This is a genomic window from Pseudomonas alloputida (assembly GCF_021283545.2).
Classification (GTDB): domain Bacteria; phylum Pseudomonadota; class Gammaproteobacteria; order Pseudomonadales; family Pseudomonadaceae; genus Aquipseudomonas; species Aquipseudomonas alloputida.
In genome coordinates this window covers 1,735,726-1,757,217 of the sequence record NZ_CP128540.1, presented here as the reverse complement: position 1 = coordinate 1,757,217, position 21,492 = coordinate 1,735,726, and the positions used below count along the sequence as shown (strand labels likewise).

19 protein-coding genes are annotated in these 21,492 nt (G+C 61.0%); all 19 read right to left on the bottom strand.

Going from position 1 to position 21,492, the window contains the following annotated elements; genetic code table 11:
• Nucleotides 1-13: 13 nt before the first annotated feature.
• The 19 genes from fliE to flgE all read right to left on the bottom strand — a co-directional run bounded on the left by fliE (nucleotide 14) and on the right by flgE (nucleotide 21,482).
• Nucleotides 14-346 carry a flagellar hook-basal body complex protein FliE gene (gene fliE / locus LU682_RS08155; RefSeq protein WP_003254438.1) on the bottom strand — a complete coding sequence of 111 codons (333 nt, stop codon included), beginning with the start codon at nucleotides 344-346 and terminating at the stop codon, nucleotides 14-16.
• A gap of 263 nt (nucleotides 347-609) precedes the next feature.
• Nucleotides 610-1,965, bottom strand: coding sequence for a sigma-54-dependent transcriptional regulator (locus LU682_RS08150; RefSeq protein WP_010955091.1), 1,356 nt, complete (start codon nucleotides 1,963-1,965; stop codon nucleotides 610-612).
• Nucleotides 1,965-3,182: a sensor histidine kinase gene (locus LU682_RS08145; RefSeq protein ID WP_010955092.1), complete on the bottom strand. Its 1,218-nt coding sequence runs from the start codon at nucleotides 3,180-3,182 to the stop codon at nucleotides 1,965-1,967. The genes LU682_RS08150 and LU682_RS08145 overlap by 1 nt, the downstream gene beginning before the upstream one ends.
• 227 nt (nucleotides 3,183-3,409) lie before the next feature.
• On the bottom strand, nucleotides 3,410-4,885 hold the full coding sequence (gene fleQ / locus LU682_RS08140) for a transcriptional regulator FleQ (RefSeq protein WP_010955093.1): 1,476 nt from the start codon (nucleotides 4,883-4,885) through the stop codon (nucleotides 3,410-3,412).
• 170 nt (nucleotides 4,886-5,055) lie between these two features.
• The gene (fliT, locus tag LU682_RS08135; RefSeq protein WP_010955094.1) at nucleotides 5,056-5,349 is read right to left on the bottom strand and encodes a flagellar protein FliT; all 294 of its coding nucleotides are present in this window, start codon (nucleotides 5,347-5,349) and stop codon (nucleotides 5,056-5,058) included.
• Between the two features lie 18 nt (nucleotides 5,350-5,367).
• Nucleotides 5,368-5,763: a flagellar export chaperone FliS gene (gene fliS, locus LU682_RS08130; protein WP_003254447.1), complete on the bottom strand. Its 396-nt coding sequence runs from the start codon at nucleotides 5,761-5,763 to the stop codon at nucleotides 5,368-5,370.
• An 82-nt stretch (nucleotides 5,764-5,845) separates the two neighbouring features.
• Entirely contained in the window at nucleotides 5,846-7,204 is a 1,359-nt protein-coding gene (gene fliD, locus LU682_RS08125; protein WP_232885740.1) for a flagellar filament capping protein FliD, read from the bottom strand.
• Nucleotides 7,205-7,287: 83 nt separating this feature from the next.
• Nucleotides 7,288-7,632, bottom strand: a complete 345-nt coding sequence (locus tag LU682_RS08120) for a flagellar protein FlaG (protein WP_010955096.1) — start codon at nucleotides 7,630-7,632, stop codon at nucleotides 7,288-7,290.
• A gap of 74 nt (nucleotides 7,633-7,706) precedes the next feature.
• The gene (locus tag LU682_RS08115) at nucleotides 7,707-9,770 is read right to left on the bottom strand and encodes a flagellin N-terminal helical domain-containing protein (protein ID WP_010955097.1); all 2,064 of its coding nucleotides are present in this window, start codon (nucleotides 9,768-9,770) and stop codon (nucleotides 7,707-7,709) included.
• A 393-nt stretch (nucleotides 9,771-10,163) separates the two neighbouring features.
• On the bottom strand, nucleotides 10,164-11,093 hold the full coding sequence (locus tag LU682_RS08110) for a ketoacyl-ACP synthase III (RefSeq protein ID WP_003254453.1): 930 nt from the start codon (nucleotides 11,091-11,093) through the stop codon (nucleotides 10,164-10,166).
• A 416-nt stretch (nucleotides 11,094-11,509) separates the two neighbouring features.
• Nucleotides 11,510-13,075: a flagellar hook-associated protein 3 gene (locus tag LU682_RS08105; RefSeq protein ID WP_003254454.1), complete on the bottom strand. Its 1,566-nt coding sequence runs from the start codon at nucleotides 13,073-13,075 to the stop codon at nucleotides 11,510-11,512.
• Nucleotides 13,076-13,088: 13 nt separating this feature from the next.
• Nucleotides 13,089-15,131, bottom strand: a complete 2,043-nt coding sequence (flgK, locus tag LU682_RS08100; protein ID WP_232885739.1) for a flagellar hook-associated protein FlgK — start codon at nucleotides 15,129-15,131, stop codon at nucleotides 13,089-13,091.
• Nucleotides 15,132-15,143: 12 nt separating this feature from the next.
• Nucleotides 15,144-16,298, bottom strand: coding sequence for a flagellar assembly peptidoglycan hydrolase FlgJ (flgJ, locus tag LU682_RS08095; RefSeq protein ID WP_060489123.1), 1,155 nt, complete (start codon nucleotides 16,296-16,298; stop codon nucleotides 15,144-15,146).
• 11 nt (nucleotides 16,299-16,309) lie between these two features.
• A complete protein-coding gene (locus LU682_RS08090) occupies nucleotides 16,310-17,419 on the bottom strand; it encodes a flagellar basal body P-ring protein FlgI (RefSeq protein WP_004575771.1) in 1,110 nt (369 codons plus the stop codon).
• A 12-nt stretch (nucleotides 17,420-17,431) separates the two neighbouring features.
• A complete protein-coding gene (gene flgH, locus LU682_RS08085; RefSeq protein ID WP_003254461.1) occupies nucleotides 17,432-18,127 on the bottom strand; it encodes a flagellar basal body L-ring protein FlgH in 696 nt (231 codons plus the stop codon).
• Nucleotides 18,128-18,163: 36 nt separating this feature from the next.
• On the bottom strand, nucleotides 18,164-18,949 hold the full coding sequence (gene flgG / locus LU682_RS08080; RefSeq protein ID WP_010955100.1) for a flagellar basal-body rod protein FlgG: 786 nt from the start codon (nucleotides 18,947-18,949) through the stop codon (nucleotides 18,164-18,166).
• A gap of 47 nt (nucleotides 18,950-18,996) precedes the next feature.
• Nucleotides 18,997-19,737 carry a flagellar basal-body rod protein FlgF gene (gene flgF / locus LU682_RS08075; protein WP_010955101.1) on the bottom strand — a complete coding sequence of 247 codons (741 nt, stop codon included), beginning with the start codon at nucleotides 19,735-19,737 and terminating at the stop codon, nucleotides 18,997-18,999.
• A gap of 160 nt (nucleotides 19,738-19,897) precedes the next feature.
• Nucleotides 19,898-20,089, bottom strand: a complete 192-nt coding sequence (locus tag LU682_RS08070; protein ID WP_003254464.1) for a hypothetical protein — start codon at nucleotides 20,087-20,089, stop codon at nucleotides 19,898-19,900.
• Between the two features lie 70 nt (nucleotides 20,090-20,159).
• Complete coding sequence (gene flgE, locus LU682_RS08065) at nucleotides 20,160-21,482, bottom strand: flagellar hook protein FlgE (protein ID WP_010955102.1); 1,323 nt, start codon at nucleotides 21,480-21,482, stop codon at nucleotides 20,160-20,162.
• Between the last annotated feature and the right edge of the window lie 10 nt (nucleotides 21,483-21,492).

Genomic DNA, 21,492 nt, shown 5'->3' with positions numbered 1-21,492 from the left:
GTTACATCCGTCCTCAAACCGGCATCTGCATGATGTCCTGGTACGCCTGGACCAGCTTGTTGCGTACCTGGGTCATGGCTTGCATCGACACGCTGGCCTTTTGCGAAGCGATCATCACGTCAGTCAGGTCGACGCCGCTCTTGCCGATTTCGAACGCGTTGGCCAGTTGGGTCGAGGCTTGCTGCGTCTCATGCACCTTGCCGATGGCCTGGCCGAGCATGTCGGCGAAGGTGCTTTGCCCTGGCGCCAGCTCGGGGGCGGCAGTTACCTTGGGCAGCGACATGGCATCGGCCTGCATGGCCCGCATGTCCAACATCAGACGATTGAATTCAACACCTTGGCTCATGACCCTTCTCTCTCCTGCGGCCGCATTTTTTTGACAGTCATGCGGCGAATGACCTACCTAAAGCAACAAAGGTGCCAGCCTTCGCAACTCATTTCCCAGAGATCACACAATTCCTGCGGGAGCGGCCTTGCGTCGCGATAGGGCCGCAGAGCGGCCCCGGCGATCTTTGCGGCGGAGCTGAAGACCTGGGGCCGCTTCGCGCCCCATTCGCGACACAAGGCCGTTCCCACAGAGGTCCGCGCCAGTTGCAGATGATTTGCCAGTCAGCCGAACAGGCTGGCCTCGACGTCAAACCCGGCATCGCGCATCTGCGCCAGCTTGTAGCGCAACGTCCGCGGACTGATCCCCAGGCGTTCGGCCGCCTCTTTGCGGCGGCCGCGCTCGGCGCGCAGGGTGTCGATGATCATCTGGTACTCGTGACGACGCATGTCATCCCCCAGGCCGCCGGCATCAGCAACCACCTCGAGAGATGGCTCGGTGCCAGCCGACAATGGAATGGCGCCTGCCAGACAAAAATCCGCCGCCTCGATCACGCCACCCTGCTGCAGAATCAACGCCCGCTGCAGGGCGTTGTCCAGTTCGCGCACGTTGCCCGGCCAGGCATATGCCTGCAGGCAGGCCCGAGCCGCTGGCGAGAGGCGCACCGAGGCATGCTTCATCTTGGCCACATGGCGCGCCAGCAGGCGCTCGGCCAACTGCAGGATATCGCCCGGCCGCTCACGCAGCGGGCGCCAGGCCAGCGGGAACACCGACAGGCGGTAGTACAGGTCTTCGCGGAAGCGCCCAGCCGCCACTTCGCCGGCCAGGTCGCGGTTGGTGGTGGCCAGCACCCTAATGTCCAGGCTGATCGGCTTGCGCCCGCCTACCCGCTCCACCTCGCGTTCCTGCAGCACACGCAGCAGCTTGGCCTGCAAGGCCATGGGCATTTCCGAGATTTCGTCGAGCAGCAAGGTGCCGCCTTCGGCCTGCTCGAACTTGCCAGCCTGAGCCGCGATAGCGCCGGTGAAGGCGCCCTTCTCGTGGCCGAACAGGGTGGCCTCGAGCATGTTGTCGGGGATCGCCGCGCAGTTGATCGCCACGAAGGGCTGCGCCGCACGCGGCGACTGCTGGTGAATGTAGCGCGCCAGCACTTCCTTGCCAGTACCGGACTCGCCGGAAATCAGTACGGTCGAGTCACTGCGCGCCACACGGGCCGCCAGCTCCAGCAACTGGCGACTGGCCGGCTCGCAGGCCACCGGCCCTTCTTCGCCGGTCACACGCCCGGCGGCATGCCGCTCCACGAGGTTGAGCAGCGCCTTGGGCTCGAACGGTTTGACCAGGTAGTCGGCGGCGCCTTGGCGCATGGCCTCGACCGCACGCTCGACGGCGGCATGCGCCGTCATCAACAGCACCGGCAACTGTGGCTGCTGGCGGCGCAACTGGCTCAGCAACTGGTGCCCATCCATACCGGGCATGTTGACGTCACTGACCACCAGGCTGAACGCGTCTTCGAGTACGGCCTCCAGCGCTTCTTCGGCACTGCCCACTGCCTGGTAGGCGAAACCGCCGATTTCCAGGGTATCGCCCAGCGCCTGGCGCAATACGCGGTCATCCTCGACCAGCAGCACCTTGATTGCCATTACACCCCCTCCGCCAATTGCCCGTCGATCAACGGCAGCTCTACCCGCACGCAGGTACCACGGCCGACTTTCGAGCGCAGGTTGATCGTGCCCTGATGCGCACGCACCACCGCCTTGACCACGGCCAGGCCCAGGCCGGTACCGGTGGCCTTGGTGGTAAGGAACGGTTCGCCCAAACGACCGAGCAAGCCTGCATCGATGCCACTGCCGGCATCGCTGACGCACAGGTGCAAGCTACGTTCGCGGCGGTACAGGTGCACCTTCAGCCGCGCCGGGCCATCGCTGGCCTGCAGGGCATTTTCAATCAGGTTGAGCAAGGCGCCGACCAGGGTGTCGCGGTTGCACAGCAGCTCACCCAGATGACTGTCGCACTGCCAGCGCACGGCGTGCCCCTGCACATGCGCCTGGGCCGCCTGTTGCAGGGCCTGGAACAGCGCTTTCGGGGTCACCCGGTCCCCCAGTGGCAACTCGCCACGGGCAAACACCAGCATGTCGCGCACCTGGTGTTCCAGTTCGTGCAGGCGCTCCTTCAAGGTCGCGGCGAAGCGCTGACGGGTTTGCGCGCTCAGCGCTTGCTCGTTGTCGGCCAGGTGGCCGGCATACAGCATGGCTGCCGACAGCGGCGTGCGGATCTGGTGGGCCAGCGAGGCAACCATGCGCCCCAACGACGACAGCCGCTCGTGGCGAGCCAGCTGGTCCTGGAGGCGACGGGTTTCAGTCAGGTCGTTGAGCAGCACCAATTGGCCAGGCTCGGCATCCAGTGAGCGGGTGGCGATCGACAGGCGGCGACCGTCGCGCAGCGAGACTTCGTGGCCGTCGTCCTTGCGCGGGGCAAAGCTACGGGCGATCACCTGGCGCCACAATTGGCCGATCAGAGGCTCACCGAGCAACTCGCAGGCGGCCGGGTTGGCTTCGCGCACCAGGCCCTGACCATCGATCACGATCACCCCGCCAGGCAGCAAGTCCAGCAGGTTCTGCAGGCGGTTGGCCAGGCGTTCCTTTTCACTCAGTTCGTCGATGCGCTGGGCGCTGACCACGGCCAGCTCACCTTTGAGCTCACTGACCCGGGCTTCAAGCAGGCTGTAGGACTGGCTCAGCTGGCTGGACACCTGATTGAACAGGGCAAAGGCTTGCGCGATACCCTGGCCGCTGTCCTGCGCGACCGGGGTTTGCCCCTGCTGATCGGGGGCTCGGGATACGTGGGCGGCCTGGGGCATCGTGCTCTCTCGCGTGGCTGACCGTCATAAAACGGTGTGTTGCCAGCGGTGTAGCAATAGCCGTGCCGGAGATGGGGGTTTGGGTTTGACGTAGGATTGCGTTAAGACCGAGAAGGGTTCGCCGTGAGTTTTGTTGTGCCGCGGAGATCGAGCGCCGCCCAAACAAAAACCTCAAGGCGAACACCCCGCCCAAACGCAACCCCCAAGGCGAACACCCAGCCCAAACATCAATCCTCCGCCTGGTCCTCACCGCCCTGGCGGCTCATGCCGTACTTGCGCATTTTCTCGACCAGGGTGGTACGGCGAATACGCAAACGTTCAGCCGCGCGCGCAACGATACCGTTGGCATCGTCCAGCGCCTGCTGGATCAGGCCCTGCTCCAGGCTACCCAGGTAGTCCTTGAGGTCCAGGCCTTCGGGCGGCAGCATGGCGTGGTTGCTGAAGTTTGGTGTGTGGCCATTGATCGCCACGCGCTCTTCCAGGTCGCTGCGCAGGCTGTCGACCATCTGCTCGTCTTCGTCATCGACATAGCGGAATTTCTTCGGCAGTTCCGACACGCCAATGACCCCGTACGGGTGCATGATCGCCATGCGCTCGACCAGGTTGGCCAGCTCGCGTACGTTGCCCGGCCAGCCGTGACGACACAGCGACATGATCGAGGCGGAATTGAAGCGAATGGAACCGCGCTTCTCGTGCTCCATGCGCGAAATCAGCTCGTTCATCAGCAACGGGATGTCTTCCACCCGCTCACGCAGCGGCGCCATTTCGATAGGGAACACGTTCAGGCGGTAGTACAGGTCTTCGCGGAAGGTGCCGTCCTCGATCATGGTTTCGAGGTTCTTGTGCGTCGCAGCGATGATGCGCACGTCGATGCTTTGGGTCTTGTTGCTACCCACGCGCTCGAAGGTACGCTCCTGCAGCACACGCAGCAGCTTGACCTGCATCGGCAACGGCATGTCGCCGATTTCGTCGAGGAACAGGGTACCGCCGTTGGCCAGTTCGAAACGCCCGGCACGGCTGGTGATGGCCCCGGTAAAGGCGCCCTTCTCGTGGCCGAACAGTTCGCTTTCCAGCAGCTCGGCCGGGATCGCGCCACAGTTGACCGGCACGAACGGCGCTTCGCGGCGCTTGGAATGGTAGTGCAGGTTGCGCGCTACCACTTCCTTGCCGGTGCCGGACTCACCCAGGATCAGCACGCTGGCGTCGGTATCCGCCACTTGCTGCATCATCTGCCGCACGTGCTGAATGGCACGACTGGTGCCAACCAGGCTGCGGAACAGATTGGGTTCGCGCTGGCGACCCCGCTCGCGCGCCTGGTCATACATTTCGCGGTAGACCTGGGCACGGTGCAGCGAGTCCAGCAATTGGCTGTAGCTTGGCGGCATTTCCAGGTTGGAAAGCACCCGGCGGCGAAGGTCTTCCGGCAGCTCGGCGGAAGAAATTTCACCTAAAAGCAAAACCGGAAGGAACTCATCCCAGGTAGCCACTGTCTTAAGCAGCCCAAGCAGATTGCCCGGAGCATTCACGGTGCCGATGAGCACGCACAGCACTTCGCGGCTCGAGGACAATGGCTCGACCGCCTGCTGCCAGTCATGGCTGGCACACGCGAGGTTTTCTTCGCCGAGGAAGTTCAGCACCACCGCAAGGTCGCGGCGGCGCGCGCTGTCGTCATCGATCAGCAGAATCTTGGTTTCACGCCACATGCAATAGCAACTTCCCTAGTCATATCGGCGCCCTGCAGGGGCGTGCTCGACATCATTCCGACTGAATGGTCAGTGTTCGGACGTCTGAAATTCGAAAACAGCCACTAGTAAAGTCAAAAACTTAAAGGCAGTCAAATTTATGGCGCCGAAGCGTTGCTCTCTGCCCAGCTTCAGCTGAACAGATGGTATACCTTTGTGGCGTGTTTCGCTTGGTTGATATTCGACATTCGTGCGACCAAGGATTGACGCTCGTCACTTGCAACGTCGATCAGCTGACGATAAACCGCCATCAGCGCTTCCAGATTGGCCCGGATTTCGGCCTCATCATCCTGATTCTCTCGCAGTAATTCATCCATCAGCGCACGACAGGCCAAGTCCAACTCACCAATGGCAGCCCAGTCGCGCACTTGCAGGGCCTCGCTCAGGGCAAGGCGGGTGTCTTCGATTTGCTGCAGCGCGCTCATGGGGGGCTCCTTACGGTATTATTGCTCGGCGGAGGCGATGGCATCCCAGCCGCTTTTGACAGTGATCATCAACTGCGCGACTTCGTCAATCATGGCCGGATCGCTATGCAGATTGGCCTGAGTCAGGCGGCGAGCCATGTAGTCGTACAGGCTGTCGAGGCGATCCAGTTCGTCTGGGTTATCGGTCTTTTCCTTATCCAGCCCCTCACGCAGACCACCTATAATGTCAATGGCCTTGCCCAGCATTACACCCTTCAGCGCCACATCACCGCGCGCAATCGCGCCCTTGGCCTGAGCCATGCGATCGAGCGAGCCCTCCATCAGCAACTGCACCAGGCGGTGCGGAGTGGCTTCAGAAATCTGGGCGTGGGAATTGACCTTCTGGTACTGGCGAAGGGCTCTCATCGGGTGCATGGGGGATCCTCTTTGAACGGGGCTACACAGGGGCTACATACCTAAGTGATCGGCTTAGCCCCAAAGATCTTGAATACGACCATCAGTCGTCGTTATTGGCCTTGTTCATCGCGTTCAGGGTCGTCATCACGCTCGAACTCGTGGCATTGAGCTTGGCGACGAGGGTATCCATCGCGTTGTATTTGGCTGTCAGCGTGGCCGTCAATGTCTCAATACGACGATCAAGCGCCTCTTGCTGCTTGGTGAGCTCAGTTAGGTTGTCGTTGAGGTTCTTTGTCCGCGTTGCCAAGATTCCGGTCGTGCCAGTGTAAGCATCCGTGGCCGCAGTCATGCGCTTGATCAGGCCCTTGTCACCGGTGAACACCGCCGCGATATCGGCTGCACCCTTGGCAACAGCCTTGTCCCACTTGGTATCGTCCAGCACCAACAGGCCCGTCTGCTGATCGGTATTGATCCCCATCTGCGAAAGCATGGAGATGCTCCCCGCCCCGGTGCTCTTCACCAGCTCGTTACGCACTGTCGAGACCAAAGCGCGCATCGTTGCATCCCCGGTCAACGCACCGGCGGTGGTAGTGCTGGCATCGCCAGTGGCCGTGACTTTGGTCTGCGTGTTGATTGCCGTGATCAGGGCGTTGTACGCACTGACAAAAGATTGCACAGAGGTTTTCAGCGTAGTGGTATTGGTCGCAACGCTGAGCCTTGACTTACCCTCAGCTAGTAACTCGAAGTTGACGCCACTGATGGCGCCAGTAACCGTATTACTCTTGGATTCAAGCTCCAGGCCGTCAATCGTGTATTTTGCATTTTGAGCCGGCGCGCCGGGCGTGGCATTCTGGACGAGGGAGGAGTCACCGCTCAAAGTAATATCGGAACCTTCTCCAGTCGTCGAAGAACTCATTACCAGCCGTGAACCCTTGGCATCCGTCAGGATGTTGGCATTGATGCCTTGTGAGCCCAGTTGTTTATTGATCAGGTCGCGAACCTGTTGCAAGGTCGCCCCATCCGGGATCGTGACATTGTAGTCCGCAGAGGACTTGGAAATGGTCAAGGTCTGGGGATCACCGCTATTGTTTACGACGGAAGAAACTCCTCCAGCAAAAACATCCGTGGTGATCTTCGAAGAAGTGGCGAGCTGAGTGACTTCCAACGCGTAGTTACCCGCAGAAGCGGACGCGGTCACGGTTGCCTTGGCGACTTTTTCATCCGAAGACGTACCCGCAAGCCCTGTGAAAGACGTGGATGTATTCAGCTTGGCAATCGCAGAGCGGAAGGTATCCAATGCATTCTTAATCATGCCCACAGCAGACACTTGTGTGGTCGTAGTCTTCTGTTGAGTAGTGATCTGCTGTTGCTTGGGCGCCTTTTCGGCATCGGCCAGAGCCTTGACAATCGACTGGGTATCGACGCCGGAGCCGATACCACTGACTGTTGTACTTGCCATTGCTTTATATCCCTGATCAGCGAATGCCAATTGCTTGACGATGAATGAGCGAGACACAATCCGAGTCAAGACTCATGCCAACATTACACATTGTCATCAAGTAAAAAACCATCACCCTCCGCCAGACTGCGAGCCAGGCTCAGGGCTGCCTCACTTGGAAGCTGTCGAATGACTTCGCCACTACCGGTGGCAATAACCTTGACCACCAGGGTCCCCGTGGAATCGTCCACGGAAAAATCCAACTGCCGCTGCGAAGCTTTTACGTATTCTTGTATGTCGCTGACCGCTTTCTCGAGTTCCGGCCGCTGGACTTCCTTGGTCGGCACGTCTGGTAGCTCAGCATTCGATCTGCTCGATGGCTGTGCACTCCTGGCTTCTTGAGTGGCGGGCGCAGAGAGAACAGAGTTCAGCTTGACACTCATATCCATGATGCTTGCCTCGTAGAATCAGAAAACGAAAGGGTACGTTGCCGCACCCTTTCGCGATTCATCACAGAATCGAATTAGCCGAGCAGCTTCAGTACCGAAGATGGCAGCTGGTTCGCCTGCGACAGGATAGCGGTGGAAGCTTGCTGCAGGGTTTGCTGCTTGCTCAGCTCCGCAGTTTCGGCAGCAAAGTCGGCATCCTGGATACGACTACGGGCTGCGGTGGAGTTTTCCGAGATCGACTGCAGGTTAGCGACAGTGCTATCGAAACGGTTCTGCACTGCACCCAGCTGGGAACGCTGGGAGTCCAGCGACTGCATGGCACCATCCAGAACCTGGATAGCCTGCTGAGCACTTTGCGCGTCCGTGATGTTCAGGTTGGAAACGGTAGATTCCATCTCGACGGCAGAGGTCTTGCCTGCAACAGCAGTCAGACCCAGCGCGGCCAGACCGGTACCATTGCTGCCATCAGCAACGGTGATGTCCTGGTCAGCGAACAGCGACAGAGTGCTGCTGCCGGCATTAACCACAACGCTGGCGTTGACACCGGTGCTGGCGGCGTTGATGGAGGCTGCGATGCTATCCATGTCATCACCTTTCTTGAACTTGACTTCTACGCCGTTCAGAGAGATGGAGGTATCAGCAACCAAACCAGCCTTGGTGGTGCCCGAGTTCAGACCTACGGCAGCCAGTGCCCCTTGCCCAGTCACGCCAGAACCATTGTCCAACTTGATGTCCTGGCCATTGGCCGAAGTCAGCACCAGGCGACCGTTATCATTTTTGGCAGTGACGCCAGTCAGGGCAGTACCCGAACCGACAGCACCTGCACCGTTGTTGTTGATGTTGTCAACGATCGCATCCAGGTCATCCCCTTGAGCGAAGTTGAAGGTAGTGCCATTGATGTCGATCGAAGCAGCCGACGCCAGACCGGTAGTCTGAGGCGCGATGGCAACAGAACCTGCAGTCAGACCCAGGCCAGTCAAGGTACCCGCAGTACCACCTACGTCGAAGCCGGCAGCCGAGTTCAGTTTCAGTTGCCCAGTGGCACTGTCAATGGAAGCCGTTACACCAGTCGTGCCGGTTTGAGCATTAACCTTGCCGACTACCGAAGATAGGGTGTCAGTCGCAACCAATGCAATGTTGGTAGAGCCGAGCGTCAGGTTACCGGCACCACCGGCCCCCAATACACCATCACGCAGGTTGGCAGTACCGGTTTTCGACAGCTGGGCACCACCGGCCTCGGCCAGACCCAAGGCAGTGCTCAAGACGTCATCAGTGCTGGCATCGATGGTGAATGCCTGGGTGCCGTCGAGCTTCAGTGCACCAGTGGCGCTGTCAATGCTAGCGGTAACACCGGTATTGCTAGTTTCCAGGTTGATATTGTCAACCACATCCTGCAGGGTGTCGCCTGCCGCAGCAGCGATGGTGGTGGTGGTGGTACCAACGTTCAGCACCAAGTTACCGGCAGCAGCACCGATGGTCGGCTTATCAAATACGCCCGCGCCTGCAGTACCCACAACCGAAGCAGAAGTGCTGCCAGCATTGTTGGTGCCGAACTTACCGGCTGCACCGGTGACGCTGGCTTGCAGGGTAGCAACACCGCCGGCAACGCTGGCTTCGTTGTAGTTGCCCTTCATCGAGGTAGCGCTGACATCTTTCATGCCAAACGAAATGCTTTCGTTGGAGTTCGCGCCAACCTGGAAGCTGCTGCCGGAGAAGGTGCCATCGAGCAGATTACGGCCACCGAAAGTGGTGGTGTTAGCAATACGGGTGAGCTCGCCCGACAGCGCGGTAAACTCCTGCTGCATGGAGGCGCGGTCGTCATCGCTGTTCGAGCCGTTCGCCGATTGCAGGGCCAGTTCACGCATACGCTGCATGATGTTGCCTGAAGTCGCCATGGCGCCTTCAGCAGTTTGCGCAATAGAGATACCATCGTTGGCGTTCTTGACCGCAACGCTCAGACCTTTGATTTGAGTGGTCAGACGGTTGGAGATCTGCAGGCCTGCGGCGTCGTCTTTGGCACTGTTGATTTTCAGGCCAGAGGACAGACGACCCATGGTGGTGCCCAAGGCGTCGGACGACTTGTTCAGGTTCTTCTGAACACTCATGGAGGTGATGTTGGTGTTAACGGTCAAAGCCATGACGAATTCCTCGTTGTATGGATACTGCGGCTTCCGGCCCTGGCGACAGCCGGGTGTGGCCTAGAGAACCTTCGTAATGGTTATCGTCGGGTGCGCGGGTTGCTTGAGGGTTTTTTCAAAAAAAAAATACTGGCATGGGGCCAGCCCTGAGAAATCAAGGGGTTAAGGGCGGTTTATTGGCGTCAAAAACTGTTTGAACTGGGCTGAATGCCTCATCCCGTCGGTGGAGCGGGTGAGGCTGCGAAGAAGGAGACGCGATGGGTGGCACCGGCTTTGCCGGTGTTCGCGGGTGAACCCGCTCCTACAATGGGCTGCGTTAGGCAGAAGCTTATTTTCGGCAGAAAAAAAAGCGCCGGGCGGTGGCCGCCGGGCGCTTTTAGGGGCTGACTGGGATCAGTCGCGGTACAGGATGGCCGAGCCCCACGACAGGCCCACGCCAAAGCCACTGATCGCCACGCGCTTCCAGCTGCCATCGAGCATGTGCTTCTGCAGCAGCAGCGGAACACTGGAGGACACCGTATTGCCGGTTTCCAGCATGTCCTTGACGAACTTCTCCGGGTGTTGCTCTTCAAAGCGTCGCGCCACGGCGTCGACAATCGCCGCACTGCCCTGGTGGATGCAGAAGGCGTCGATATCCGACGACTTCAGGCCGCTGGCATCCAGCAGCTCGTGCAGGTGCGCTGGCACCTTGATCAGGGCGAAGTTGAATACCTGGCGGCCGTTCATGAAGAACTTGCCGTCACTGACTTTCAGGTGCTCGGCACCGGAACCGTCAGTGCCGAAACGCGCCTGGCCCAGGTTCCAAACCGCGTTTTCACCCATCCAGGTTGCCGTGGCGGCGTCGCCGAACAGCATGGTGGTGTTGCGGTCTTCCGGGTCGACGATCTTCGAATACGGGTCGGCGGTGATCAGCAGGCCGTTCTTCAGGCCTGCCGCCTCCATGAAGCCTTTGATCGCATACAGGCCATACACATAGCCGGAGCAGCCAAGCGACACGTCGAACGCCGCCACGCGGGTAGACAGGCCAAGTTTGCTCTGGACGATGGCTGCGGTGTGCGGCAGACCTTCTTCGTCGCCGTTCTGGGTGACCACGATCAACGCATCGATCGATTGCGGATCAAGGTCGGGGTTGCTGGCGAACAGTGCCTGGGCGGCCTCTACGCACAAGTCGGAGGTTTCTTGCTCTTCGGCCTTGCGCGGCAGGAACGACGCACCGATCTTGCCGAACATGAACTCTTCGTCCTTGCCGAACTTCGCACCCTGAACGTAGTTGTCCAGGCCAGCGGTGGGCACGTAACTCGCAATGCTTTTGATGCCAATCATTCTGGCTTCCCAATGAAAACAGCCAAAGACCACCACTCGATGAATTGAGGGCGCCAAATACCGGAGCGGCCACCGCCAGGGGTTGTAGCCAGGGCTCGCCTGCGCACCGGTAACAAAATGCTGCAACAGCTGCTGCATAGAATACAGGGAAGATGAGCGTTTTGACTCATTGGTCACATTGAAATGCTACGAAAGCCGTGGCGAGGGTGTGGGGACTGGGGAATTTGCGGAATGACCGGGCGGGCACTGGACCCCGAATGATCAGCTTCGCAGCAGATATCGATGGGGCCGCATCGCGGCCCTTTCGCGACGCAAGGCCGCTCCCACGAATACGCCACCTCCAGGAGAGAGGACGACCTGTGGGGGCCTTGTGTCGCGATAGGGCTGCGCAGCAGCCCCAGGATCAGGCAGGCAGATTAGATCTTGTCGAACAGGCTTAGCTGAGAAATGCGCGCAAACGCCAGTTGCGAAGCTTCAAGCATGGCCTGCTGCAGGGTCAGCTGAATGGTGGCCGAGGCCATGTCAGTATCGCCAATGGCACTTTGTGTGCTTTGGTTGGCCAGCCCCAGGCTTTCGTTTTCCTGCGCCTGAATATCCAGCGAGTTGCCCCGCGCACCGATCGAACCACGGGTAATGTCGATACGATCCCGGGCACTGGCCAGGTTGGAAATCGCCGAGTCGGTGGCGGTTTTCAGTGCAGCCTGCGCCTCGGGCGTGTCCAGCGGCTTTTCCAGAGCGCTGCGTAGCTGACCCAAGGTATCCAGTACGTTCTGCGTGCGATGGGTATTGGCATTGACCGAGAACTGGTCGCCTTGCTTCGGCGCGCTGTCGAACTGGTAGGTAACGCCTGCCACCGTCACTGCGTTGCCCGCCCCTACTGTACCCGAGCCAATCGGCTTGCTGTCGGCACTGTACGGCTGCGCATACAGAGAATACTCGGTGTCGCTGGTGAAGCGGATCACCGCGCCGTTGCTTGGGAAGGTGCTACGGTAAGCTTCCGGGTCGGTAACGCTGGTGCCGGTCACCTGCGCCGTCGACGGGTTGCCCGCGCTACGCGTCGCAGTGAGGGTATCGGGCTTGGCTTCGAGGGTGAACACATGGCCGGCAACGACGGCGTCAGCATCGTCACCTTCCGCCAGGTTCAGGTTGATCTCGAAGTCGACACCGCGCAGCGAGATCATCTTGCCGCCTTCGGTATTGACGTCGAACTTGCCCTTGCCGGCGGTTTCATTGGTGATGTCATTGCCGGCGGCATCCCTCACGCTGTACTCGGTGGCACTGGTGAAGGTGACAGAATACGGCTGACCAGCGGCAAACTGATTGCCGTAGGTGGTGGCCGAGGTCAACAGGCCGCCAGACAGCAATACCTTGCCGTCATCCGGCGACGGTGCTACCAGGCTCGACTGGGTGCGGCTGTTGTTGGTGGCCTGGTCGAAAATGCTGTAGCCGGTGTCGTTGGTCGCCAGGCGCAAGGTGTCGGACACCTGCAGGCTCAGCTGGGTCTGGTCGCCCTGGTAGCTGTAGGTGCCGTCGGCGTTGCGCACATAGGGCGGGGTCGACGACTTGGAGCCGCCAAACATGTAGTCGCCGTTGGCATCGCGCGAGTTCAGCAGACCGAACACGTTGGCTTCGATTTCCTTGATCTCGCTGGCGATCGAGGTACGGTCGGCATCGCTCAGGCCCCCGTTACCCGCCTGGATCGCCAGCTCGCTGGCACGCTGCAGGGCATCGTTGATGGTCGATAGCACGCTCTCTTCCTGCAGCAGGGCGTTCTTGACCGTGGTCATGTTTCCGCTGTACTGCTCCAACAAGGCGCTCTGTTGCTGCAGCACCAGCAGGCGCGCAGCGCCGACCGGGTCGTCACCGGCCGATTGGATGCGCGATTTGGAGGTGACCTGTTCGGTAATCTTGGCCAAGTTGGAGTAGTTCTGGGAGTAGCTAGTGGCGCTGGTCTCATAGAACTGAGCAGTTGAAATACGCACGGTCCGCTACTCCTTACAGGGCGTTAATCAGGGTGGAGAAGGTTTCTTGCGCCGCCTTGATGATCTGCGACGACGCTGTGTAGTAGTGCTGGAACTTCACCAGGCTGGCCGCTTCGTCATCGAGGTTGACGCCCGACACTGCGCTGCGGCTTTCGGTCGCAGACTTGAGCACTGCCTGGGTCGCCGTGGTGTCAATGGTGGCCTGGCTGGCCTTGGCCCCTACCCGCTCGACCAGCGAGGCGTAGGCCGAGGTGAAGCTGGTACCGGTGCCGGAATTGGTGCCCACGGTCGACTTGGTCTGCAGGTCCAGCAGCGCGTTGGCATTGCGGTTGTCCGCCTTGCCGTCGGCATTGAACGACAGGGTAAAGCTGTCATTGGCCGCAGGGCTGCCACCGATTGTGGTCTCGACGGCAAAGGTACGCGGGTTACCGCTACCATCCAGAATCGGGTCGCCGGCCGCATCCAGCATCGGCACGGCGATGGACAAATTGTTGTCCTGCCCAGGCACCACGCTGCCGGTACCAATCTGGGTACCCTTGGCGTCGAACAGCTTGTAGCCCTGGGAGCCACCGCTGGCAGCGTCGAACACCACGCGTACCGGCATCGAATCGCGAATCGACTGCTGGATCAGTGCGGTGTCGGCACCGCCATAGATATCCAGCGATTCGCCCAGCGTAGGTTGGGTGATGGTGCCGGTACCGCTGTTGCCACTGCCTGCCGCAGCACTGATCGGCCCGGCGAAGGCCAGTTTGTTGGCATCGGTCAGGGTGGTGGTGATGCTGCCGGCTGCCGCACGGGTAGGGATCACCTTGAAGCTGTCGCCGGCCGCCAGGCCGCCGCCTTTCAACGCCAGGCTGAAACCGTCTATCACCGGTGCCGGGTCGGCATTCAGGTCGAAGCTGCCCATGTCGGTGCCGTCTGAGCGGCGCACACTGTACTGGCTGGCGCTGGTGAACTTCACCTCGTAGTCGTAGGTGGTCAGCGCACCGCTGTTGGCGATGGTGACATCCAGATTGCCGGAGCCTGCACTGTTGTTCGACGAGGCCAGGCTGCGCTGGGCAATGGCGGTGGCGCTGTTGATGCTGGAGAACAGCGAGCTGCCGAACTGGCCGTTGGCATCCAGGCCCTGCCCCAGCTGGCTATTGATGCTGTCGGCGACGACCAGGGCAACGCGACCAAGCTCGTTCATCGACGGCGTCAGCACGTCCTGGCGATAACGCAACAGGCCGCCAATGGCGCCACCGGACACCACCGAGGTCACGTCCGAGCTGAACGAGTCATAGTTGATGCGCAGGGCAACCTGGCTCTTGTCGGCCACACCCGGCTCCACCGACAAGGTGTTGGCCTTGGTTCCGGTGACCAGCGATTGGCCACTGCCCAGATACACGTCGTAGTTGCCATCACGCTCCTGCACCGTCACCCCTACCAGCTCGTTGAGCTGGCGCACGGCTTCGCTGCGCGCATCCAGCAGGCTGTTGGGGGTGTTGCCGGAGGCGCTGGCCGCGGTGATCTGCTTGTTGTACTCGGCAATGTTGGCTGTGAGCTTGTTCACCTGGCCGGCCATGGTGTCGAGCTGGGAGTTGATCGTGGCGTTCTGCTGGGTCAGCTGGGTGCTCACCGCGTTGAAACGGTTGCTCAGGGTTTGCGCCTGGGTCAGCAGCAGCTGGCGCGAGGCAACGTCACCCGGCTTCGCCGCCGCAGTCTGCAGCGCCGAGAAGAAGGCGGTAAGGACCGAGCTGATGCCGGTGTCACGGTCGGCCAGCAGTTTGTCGACGCTGGTGATCTGATCCTGGAACGTCACCGAGTCTGCCTGCAACGAGGTGGCCGTCTGCAGCTGGTTGTCCAGGTAGGAACTGTAGATGCGACGCACATCCGCCAGCGTGGTGCCGGTACCCAGGAAACCTGCGCCGATGTTGTGCGAAGGCCCCGCCGCCTGAACCGTCTGCTGGCGCGAGTAGCCACTGGTCGCGGCGTTGGCGATGTTGTTACTGGTTACCGACAAGGCCGCCTGGCTGGCACTCAGGCCACTCAGGCCGATGGAAATCAGGCTCGACATGATTTAGTCCTTTTATAAGTTCGTGGTTCTGCCAGCCATGGCGTATTGCGGGGTTGACTGCATTTGCTGGGCGATGCTGATGATCTTCTTCGCATAGCCCGGGTCGGTCGCATAACCTGCTTTTTGCAGCTCTCTTGCAAACTGCTCAGGGTTATCGGCCGCATCCAGCGCACCTTGATAGCGAGCATTGCTCTGCAGCAAGGTAACGAGATCGTGGAAGCTGTCCTGGTAGGAGTCGTAGCTGCGGAACGCCGCGGTTTCCTTGACGAACTGGCCATCGCGGAATTCGCTGGTGATCGCCCGCGCCTGCTCGCCTTGCCAGTTGCCGGTGGCTTTGATGCCGAACAGGTTGTGGCTGCTGCTGCCGTCGCTGTTGCGCATCACCGACTTGCCCCAACCGGTTTCCAGCGCGGCCTGGGCCACCAGGTAGCGCGGGTCGACACCAATGCGCCTGGCGGCCTGCTCGGCCATTGGCAGCATGGTGGCGACGAAGGCGTCGCTGTCGGTGAAAGCCTTGTTCGGCGCCAGCGGTGGCTGGGCCACGGCACGGCCGACAATGCGCAGGCCGTTGTCCGGCACGGCGAAGGCCTTGGCTACTGCCTGACCGTCACGGGCAGGCACGGCGGCGTTATTGGCAGTTTCCGCCGACGGCACGATACCGGCCAACAGGCGGTCGGTGAGTTTGCTTGGCAGGGCCAGGCGCCGCGCGTTGAGTGCAGCAACGTCGTTGCGCGTAGCGGACGAGGCCATGGCATGCGCTGGCTCCGCCACCTTGTTGCCCCACAATGCCGGGCCACCGCTATCGACGCGCGGGAACGGGCTGGTATTGATCGACGCACTGCGGCCCTTGGTCAGCTGGCGCACCAGCACGTCCTGCAAGCCGATGCCGCCACCTTCGCGGGACATGCTCACGGCCAACTGCTGGTCGTACATGTCGCGGTACTGCTTGACCGTTTCGGTGTTCATCGGGTTGTCGTCGGCCAGCACGTCACTGGCCTTGCGCGAGGCCTTGAGCATTTCGCTGATGAACAGCGACTCGAATTCCTGGGCCACCTTGCGCACATTGGCTTCGCTGTCGCGATCGCCGTGCTTGAGGGCACTCAGACGGTTGAGGTCGGTGTAGGCGCCGCTGTCGGCACTAACGGATACCTGGCTTTTGATATTCATCCGCGCCGTCCTCAGATCACGATCAGGTCGGCCTGCAAGGCGCCGGCCTGTTTCAAGGCTTCGAGGATCGCCATCAGGTCGCCGGGCGCTGCGCCCACCTGGTTCACCGCGCGGACGATTTCATCCAGCGTGGTGCCTGGGCCGAACTTGAACATCGGCTTGGCTTCCTGCTCGGCATTGACCCGCGAGCGTGGCACCACGGCAGTCTGGCCATTGGAGAAGGCCCCCGGCTGGCTGACGATCGGGTCTTCGGTGATGGTCACGGTCAGGCTGCCGTGGGTAACCGCCGCCGGCGACACCTTGACGTTCTGGCCGATGACGATAGTGCCGGTACGCGAGTTGATGATGACCTTGGCCACCGCCTGGCCCGGGTCGATTTCGAGGTTTTCGAGGATCGACAGATAATCCACGCGCTGGCTTGGGTCCATCGGCGCGCTGACCCTTACCGAACCACCATCAACGGCCTGGGCCACGCCAGGGCCGAGCAGGTCGTTGACCTTGTCCACGATGCGCTTGGCGGTCGTGAAGTCGGGGCGATTGAGGTTCAGGGTCAGGGTATTGCCCTGGTTGAAGCCGCTCGGTACCGCACGCTCGACACTGGCACCACCCGGGATACGGCCAGCCGACGGCACGTTGACAGTGATCTTCGAGCCGTCACGGCCCTCGGCGTCAAAGCCACCCACGACCAGGTTGCCCTGGGCAATGGCGTAAACGTTGCCGTCGATACCCTTGAGCGGGGTCATCAACAGGCTGCCGCCGCGCAGGCTCTTCGAGTTACCGATCGACGACACGGTGATGTCCACCACCTGGCCCGGCTTGGCGAACGGTGGCAGGTCGGCATGCACCGACACTGCGGCAACGTTCTTCAGCTGCACGTTGCCGGAACCGGCCGGCACCTTGATGCCGAATTGCGACAGCATGTTGTTGAAGGTTTGCAGGGTGAACGGCGTCTGGGTGGTCTGGTCACCCGTGCCATTGAGGCCCACCACCAGGCCGTAACCAATCAACTGGTTGGAACGTACGCCAGAGATGCTGGCAATGTCCTTCAGACGCTCGGCCTGGGCAGCGAAGGCGCAGGACAAAAGCAGGGTTGTGGCAATCAGCTGCCTCACGTTGAACATGGTCATCCGTACTCAGAAAGGCCAAAGCGGGCTGATGAAGAAGCGGTCCAGCCACCCGGGCTGGCTGGCATCGGCGAACGAACCGGTACCGGAGTAGGTGATGCGCGCGTCGGCCACACGGGTGGACGGCACGGTGTTGTCGGTGGCGATATCGTCAGCGCGAACCATGCCGGCAATGCGCACCAGCTCTTCGCCGGTGTTCAGGGTCAGCCACTTCTCGCCGCGCACGGCGATGATGCCGTTGGGCAGTACCTCGGCCACGGTGACGGTGATCGAACCGGTCAGCGTGTTGCCCTGGGTGGCCTTGCTGTCGCCCTTGGTCGCGCGATCGCCGCTATAACCGGCCTCCAGCGAAAGGTCACCGCCACCGAACGGATTATTGGTGTTGGGCGTGCTACCAAACAGCGAAGTCAGGCCGATGTCGGTCTTGCTGGTCTTGGCGATCTGCGAGCCCGCGTTCTTGCTGGCGGACGTGCGCTCATTGAGCGTGATGGTGATGATGTCACCCACCCGGAACGCCTTGCGGTCGCTGTACAGGTTCTGCTCGAAACCGGCCTGGTAGATCGAACCGTTGTTGGCCGCTGCCGGCAACGGGGTGCGCGGCAACACCGGCGCATAGTACGGGTCGTTGGGCTTGGGCGTCGGTGCGACGCAACCTGCCAGCAACACCGCCCCCCCCAGGGCGAAAACGGACAACAGACGATTCATGACACTTACCTCACGGGCGCAGCTGAGTGACAGGGCTTAGAGCTGTTGAGTAACGAACGACAGCATCTGGTCGGCCGTGGAAATGACTTTGGAGTTCATCTCGTAGGCACGCTGAGTGGTGATCATGTTCACCAGCTCTTCCACGGTACTGACGTTGGAGTTCTCCAGCGTCTGCTGCAAGGTGGTGCCAAAACCGTTCAGGCCTGGGGTGCCGACCTGAGGCGCGCCACTGGCGGCGGTCTCGAGGAACAGGTTGTCGCCGATCGCCTGCAGGCCGGCCGGGTTGATGAAGTCGGCGGTCTGGATGTTGCCGATCACCTGTGCAGCCGGGTTGCCGGCGGTGGTGATCGACACGGTGCCGTCCTGGCCAACGGTGAAGGTCTGCGCGTCGTTAGGCACGACAATGGCAGGCTCCAGGGCGTAGCCGTTGTCAGTGACGATCTGGCCGTCGGAGTTCAGGTGGAAGGTACCGTCACGGGTATACGACACGGTGCCGTCCGGCTGCAGGATCTGGAAGAAACCGCGGCCGTTGACTGCCATGTCCAGCGGGTTGTCGGTGGTTTGCAGGCTGCCGGCAACGAAGCTTTTCTGGGTGCCCACGATACGCACACCGGTACCGACCTGCAGGCCCGAGGGCAGCTCGCTGTCCTGGGTCGACTGGGCACCAGGCTGGCGCTTGATCTGGTAGAGCAGGTCTGCGAATTCGGCGCGATCACGCTTGAAGCCGGTGGTCGAGACGTTGGCCAGGTTGTTGGAAATGACCGTCAGGTTGGTGTCCTGAGCGGACAGGCCGGTTTTAGCGACCCAAAGAGCCGGAAGCATGTGAGTTCTCCTCGTGCGCCTGTTTTACGGCACCCGTTCAAAAGTGATTAGCCGATTTGCAAAACCCGAGCCATGGCTTCGTCGCCTTCCTTGGCCGTATTCATCATCTTGACGTGCAGTTCGAACTGGCGGGACAGCGCCAGCACCGAGGTCATTTCCTCGACAGCGTTGACATTGCTGCCTTCCAGGAAGCCAGCCACCACCCGCACGTTGACGTCGGCATCGGCCGGCTGGCCGGAAGTGGTATGGATCAGACCGTCCAGGCCCTTCGTCAGGCCTTTGGTGTCCGGGTTGACCAGTTTGATGCGGTCGACCTCGGCCATCACCCGCGGGTCTTCACCCATGGAGCGGATGCTGATGGTGCCGTCGGCACCCACTTCCACTTTCTGCTCCGGCGGGATGGCGATCGGGCCACCGTTGCCGATCACCGGCATGCCATTGCCGGCACGCAGCACACCGAGGGCATCGATGTTCAGGCTACCGGTACGCACATAGGCTTCGCTGCCGTCCGGCGCCTGCACGGCGATAAAGCCTTTGCCGGTCACCGCCACGTCAAGGTCGCGGCCAGTTTCGACCAACGGGCCTTCACTGAAGTCGGTGGCCGGGCGCTCGGTCATGGCGAATGCACGCGCCGGAAAGCTGTCACCGAACACCGGCATCGAGCGGGCCTGCTCCAGGTCGCGCTGAAAACCGTTGGTGGAAATGTTCGCCAGGTTGTTGGCGTGGGCCTTCTGCGCCAGCGCGTTCTGGCTGGCGCCGGTCATGGCCACATAAAGCAACTTGTCCACAGTTTCTCCTCTGCGCGTAGCTGCCGCGCTGTCACTGGGCAGGTTCCAAGCAATAATTGAACCAAGTCTGAAACACCCGGTTTACGGGGCTTTCAGCGCGGCAAGGGGCAATAACCGTCAGTTTGTCGGCGGATGTTTGCCGCCTGCGGCAAGGGCTTGCTCAATGGGCGCGGCAGGCGGCGTTGTTGTAGGGGCCAGAGTGGCGCACCCAGCCTTTGCCCGGGTTGTGGGCCGAACACAGGTAGCGGCCGGTGACCAGGCTTTGCCATTGATAGAACGGGGCGGGGGCAGCGGGGGCAGGCAGAACCAGCACCAGCAAGGGGAACAAGGCCAGTAACGACAGCCGCTTCATTCGCGTGAACCTTCACATTCTTGGGGCCGCTTTGCGGCCCCAATTACAAACACCAAAGCCAATACAATCATCAGGTCATCTGAATGATGGTCTGCATGATGGTGCTTTCAGTGGAAATGGTCTTGGCATTGGCCTGGTAGTTGCTCTGCGCCTTGATCAGGTTTACCAGCTCGCCGGTCAGGTCGACGTTGGAGTCCTCCAGGGCACCACCGGAAATCTGGCCGAGGGTACCGGTGTCCGGAGCGCCGATCACCGGCACGCCCGAGGCATAGGACTCTTTCCAGTTGGTACCGCCAATCGGCGTCAGGCCCTGCAGGTTGGCGAAGTTGGCAATCGCCACCTGGCCGATCACCTTGTCCTTGCCGTTGGTGAAGCTGGCAAACAGGTAGCCGTTCTGGTCGATGCTCAGCCCCGACAGCTCACCGGTGGCGAAGCCATCCTGGGTTTTGGCGATTTCTGCGGACGACGCGTTGTATTGGGTGGCACCCAGCATGTCCAGCTTCACACCGTCCGCGTTGGCGATGGCGCCATTGGCCGACCACTCTCCAGCGGCGTTTTTCTGCGCCGGGATCCAGTCGTTGAGCTGGAAGATCTTGTCTTCGCCAATGCTCAGGCCGCCCGCGACGTCACCCGCAGTCATTGCATCCTTGTCCAGCGTACCATCGGACTTGAACGGCACGGCGTTGACCAGCGGCGTGGTGGAGGCCGGATTGGCCGGGTTGCGGCCATCGATAGTGGTGTGCATGGACCAGGTATTGGTCGCGTCGTCCTTGATGAAGTACTGGTTCATCTGGTGTTCATTACCCTGGCTGTCGAACACCGGGGTATTGAACGTGAAGTTGTAGGAACTGGCATTGGTGGGATCGAAGGGCGTCACCGACGGGGAGGTCGCAGCCGAGTTCAGGTTGATCTTCTCGGTGATGAGGCTGGTCGGCTTCGGCGTCAGGTTGGAAGTATCGATCTGCAGGTCAGTCAGGATGCCCTGGATGATCTTGCCGTCCTCGCCGACCGCATAACCCTGCAGGTTGGCACCCGAAGCATTCACCACATAACCGGCCTTGTCGCTGTAGAAAGCGCCCGCACGGGTGTAGATCTTCGAGCCGTTGTCGTTCAGGGCAAAGAAGCCGTTGCCATCGATAGCCATGTCCAGCGCCTGGCCGGTGGCGTTGATATTGCCTGGCGTGAACAGCTGCGACACCGCGGCAGTCTTTACCCCGGTGCCGATCACGGTCTTGCCCGCGCTGGTGCCGCGAATGGAGTTGGAGTACTGGTCGGCGAACTCGGCACGCGACGACTTGAAGCCGGTGGTGGCAACGTTGGCAATGTTGTTGCCGGTAACGTTCAGGGCCTTGTTTGCTGCATAGAGGCCGCTAAGGCCGATATTGAAAGACATGTGTAACTCC

Bases quoted from the DNA above. Each gene is read 5' to 3' on its own strand.
- LU682_RS08090 (WP_004575771.1), bottom strand. From the start codon at position 17,419: ATGTTCAACGTGAGGCAGCTGATTGCCACAACCCTGCTTTTGTCCTGC.
- LU682_RS08120 (WP_010955096.1), bottom strand. From the start codon at position 7,632: ATGGATATGAGTGTCAAGCTGAACTCTGTTCTCTCTGCGCCCGCCACT.
- LU682_RS08115 (WP_010955097.1), bottom strand. From the start codon at position 9,770: ATGGCTTTGACCGTTAACACCAACATCACCTCCATGAGTGTTCAGAAG.
- LU682_RS08070 (WP_003254464.1), bottom strand. From the start codon at position 20,089: ATGAAGCGGCTGTCGTTACTGGCCTTGTTCCCCTTGCTGGTGCTGGTT.
- fliT (WP_010955094.1), bottom strand. From the start codon at position 5,349: ATGAGCGCGCTGCAGCAAATCGAAGACACCCGCCTTGCCCTGAGCGAG.
- LU682_RS08110 (WP_003254453.1), bottom strand. From the start codon at position 11,093: ATGATTGGCATCAAAAGCATTGCGAGTTACGTGCCCACCGCTGGCCTG.
- LU682_RS08145 (WP_010955092.1), bottom strand. From the start codon at position 3,182: ATGCCCCAGGCCGCCCACGTATCCCGAGCCCCCGATCAGCAGGGGCAA.
- flgE (WP_010955102.1), bottom strand. From the start codon at position 21,482: ATGTCTTTCAATATCGGCCTTAGCGGCCTCTATGCAGCAAACAAGGCC.
- flgJ (WP_060489123.1), bottom strand. From the start codon at position 16,298: ATGAATATCAAAAGCCAGGTATCCGTTAGTGCCGACAGCGGCGCCTAC.
- flgH (WP_003254461.1), bottom strand. From the start codon at position 18,127: ATGAATCGTCTGTTGTCCGTTTTCGCCCTGGGGGGGGCGGTGTTGCTG.
- fliS (WP_003254447.1), bottom strand. From the start codon at position 5,763: ATGCACCCGATGAGAGCCCTTCGCCAGTACCAGAAGGTCAATTCCCAC.
- LU682_RS08150 (WP_010955091.1), bottom strand. From the start codon at position 1,965: ATGGCAATCAAGGTGCTGCTGGTCGAGGATGACCGCGTATTGCGCCAG.
- flgG (WP_010955100.1), bottom strand. From the start codon at position 18,949: ATGCTTCCGGCTCTTTGGGTCGCTAAAACCGGCCTGTCCGCTCAGGAC.
- flgK (WP_232885739.1), bottom strand. From the start codon at position 15,131: ATGTCGAGCCTGATTTCCATCGGCCTGAGTGGCCTGAGTGCCAGCCAG.
- fleQ (WP_010955093.1), bottom strand. From the start codon at position 4,885: ATGTGGCGTGAAACCAAGATTCTGCTGATCGATGACGACAGCGCGCGC.
- fliE (WP_003254438.1), bottom strand. From the start codon at position 346: ATGAGCCAAGGTGTTGAATTCAATCGTCTGATGTTGGACATGCGGGCC.
- fliD (WP_232885740.1), bottom strand. From the start codon at position 7,204: ATGGCAAGTACAACAGTCAGTGGTATCGGCTCCGGCGTCGATACCCAG.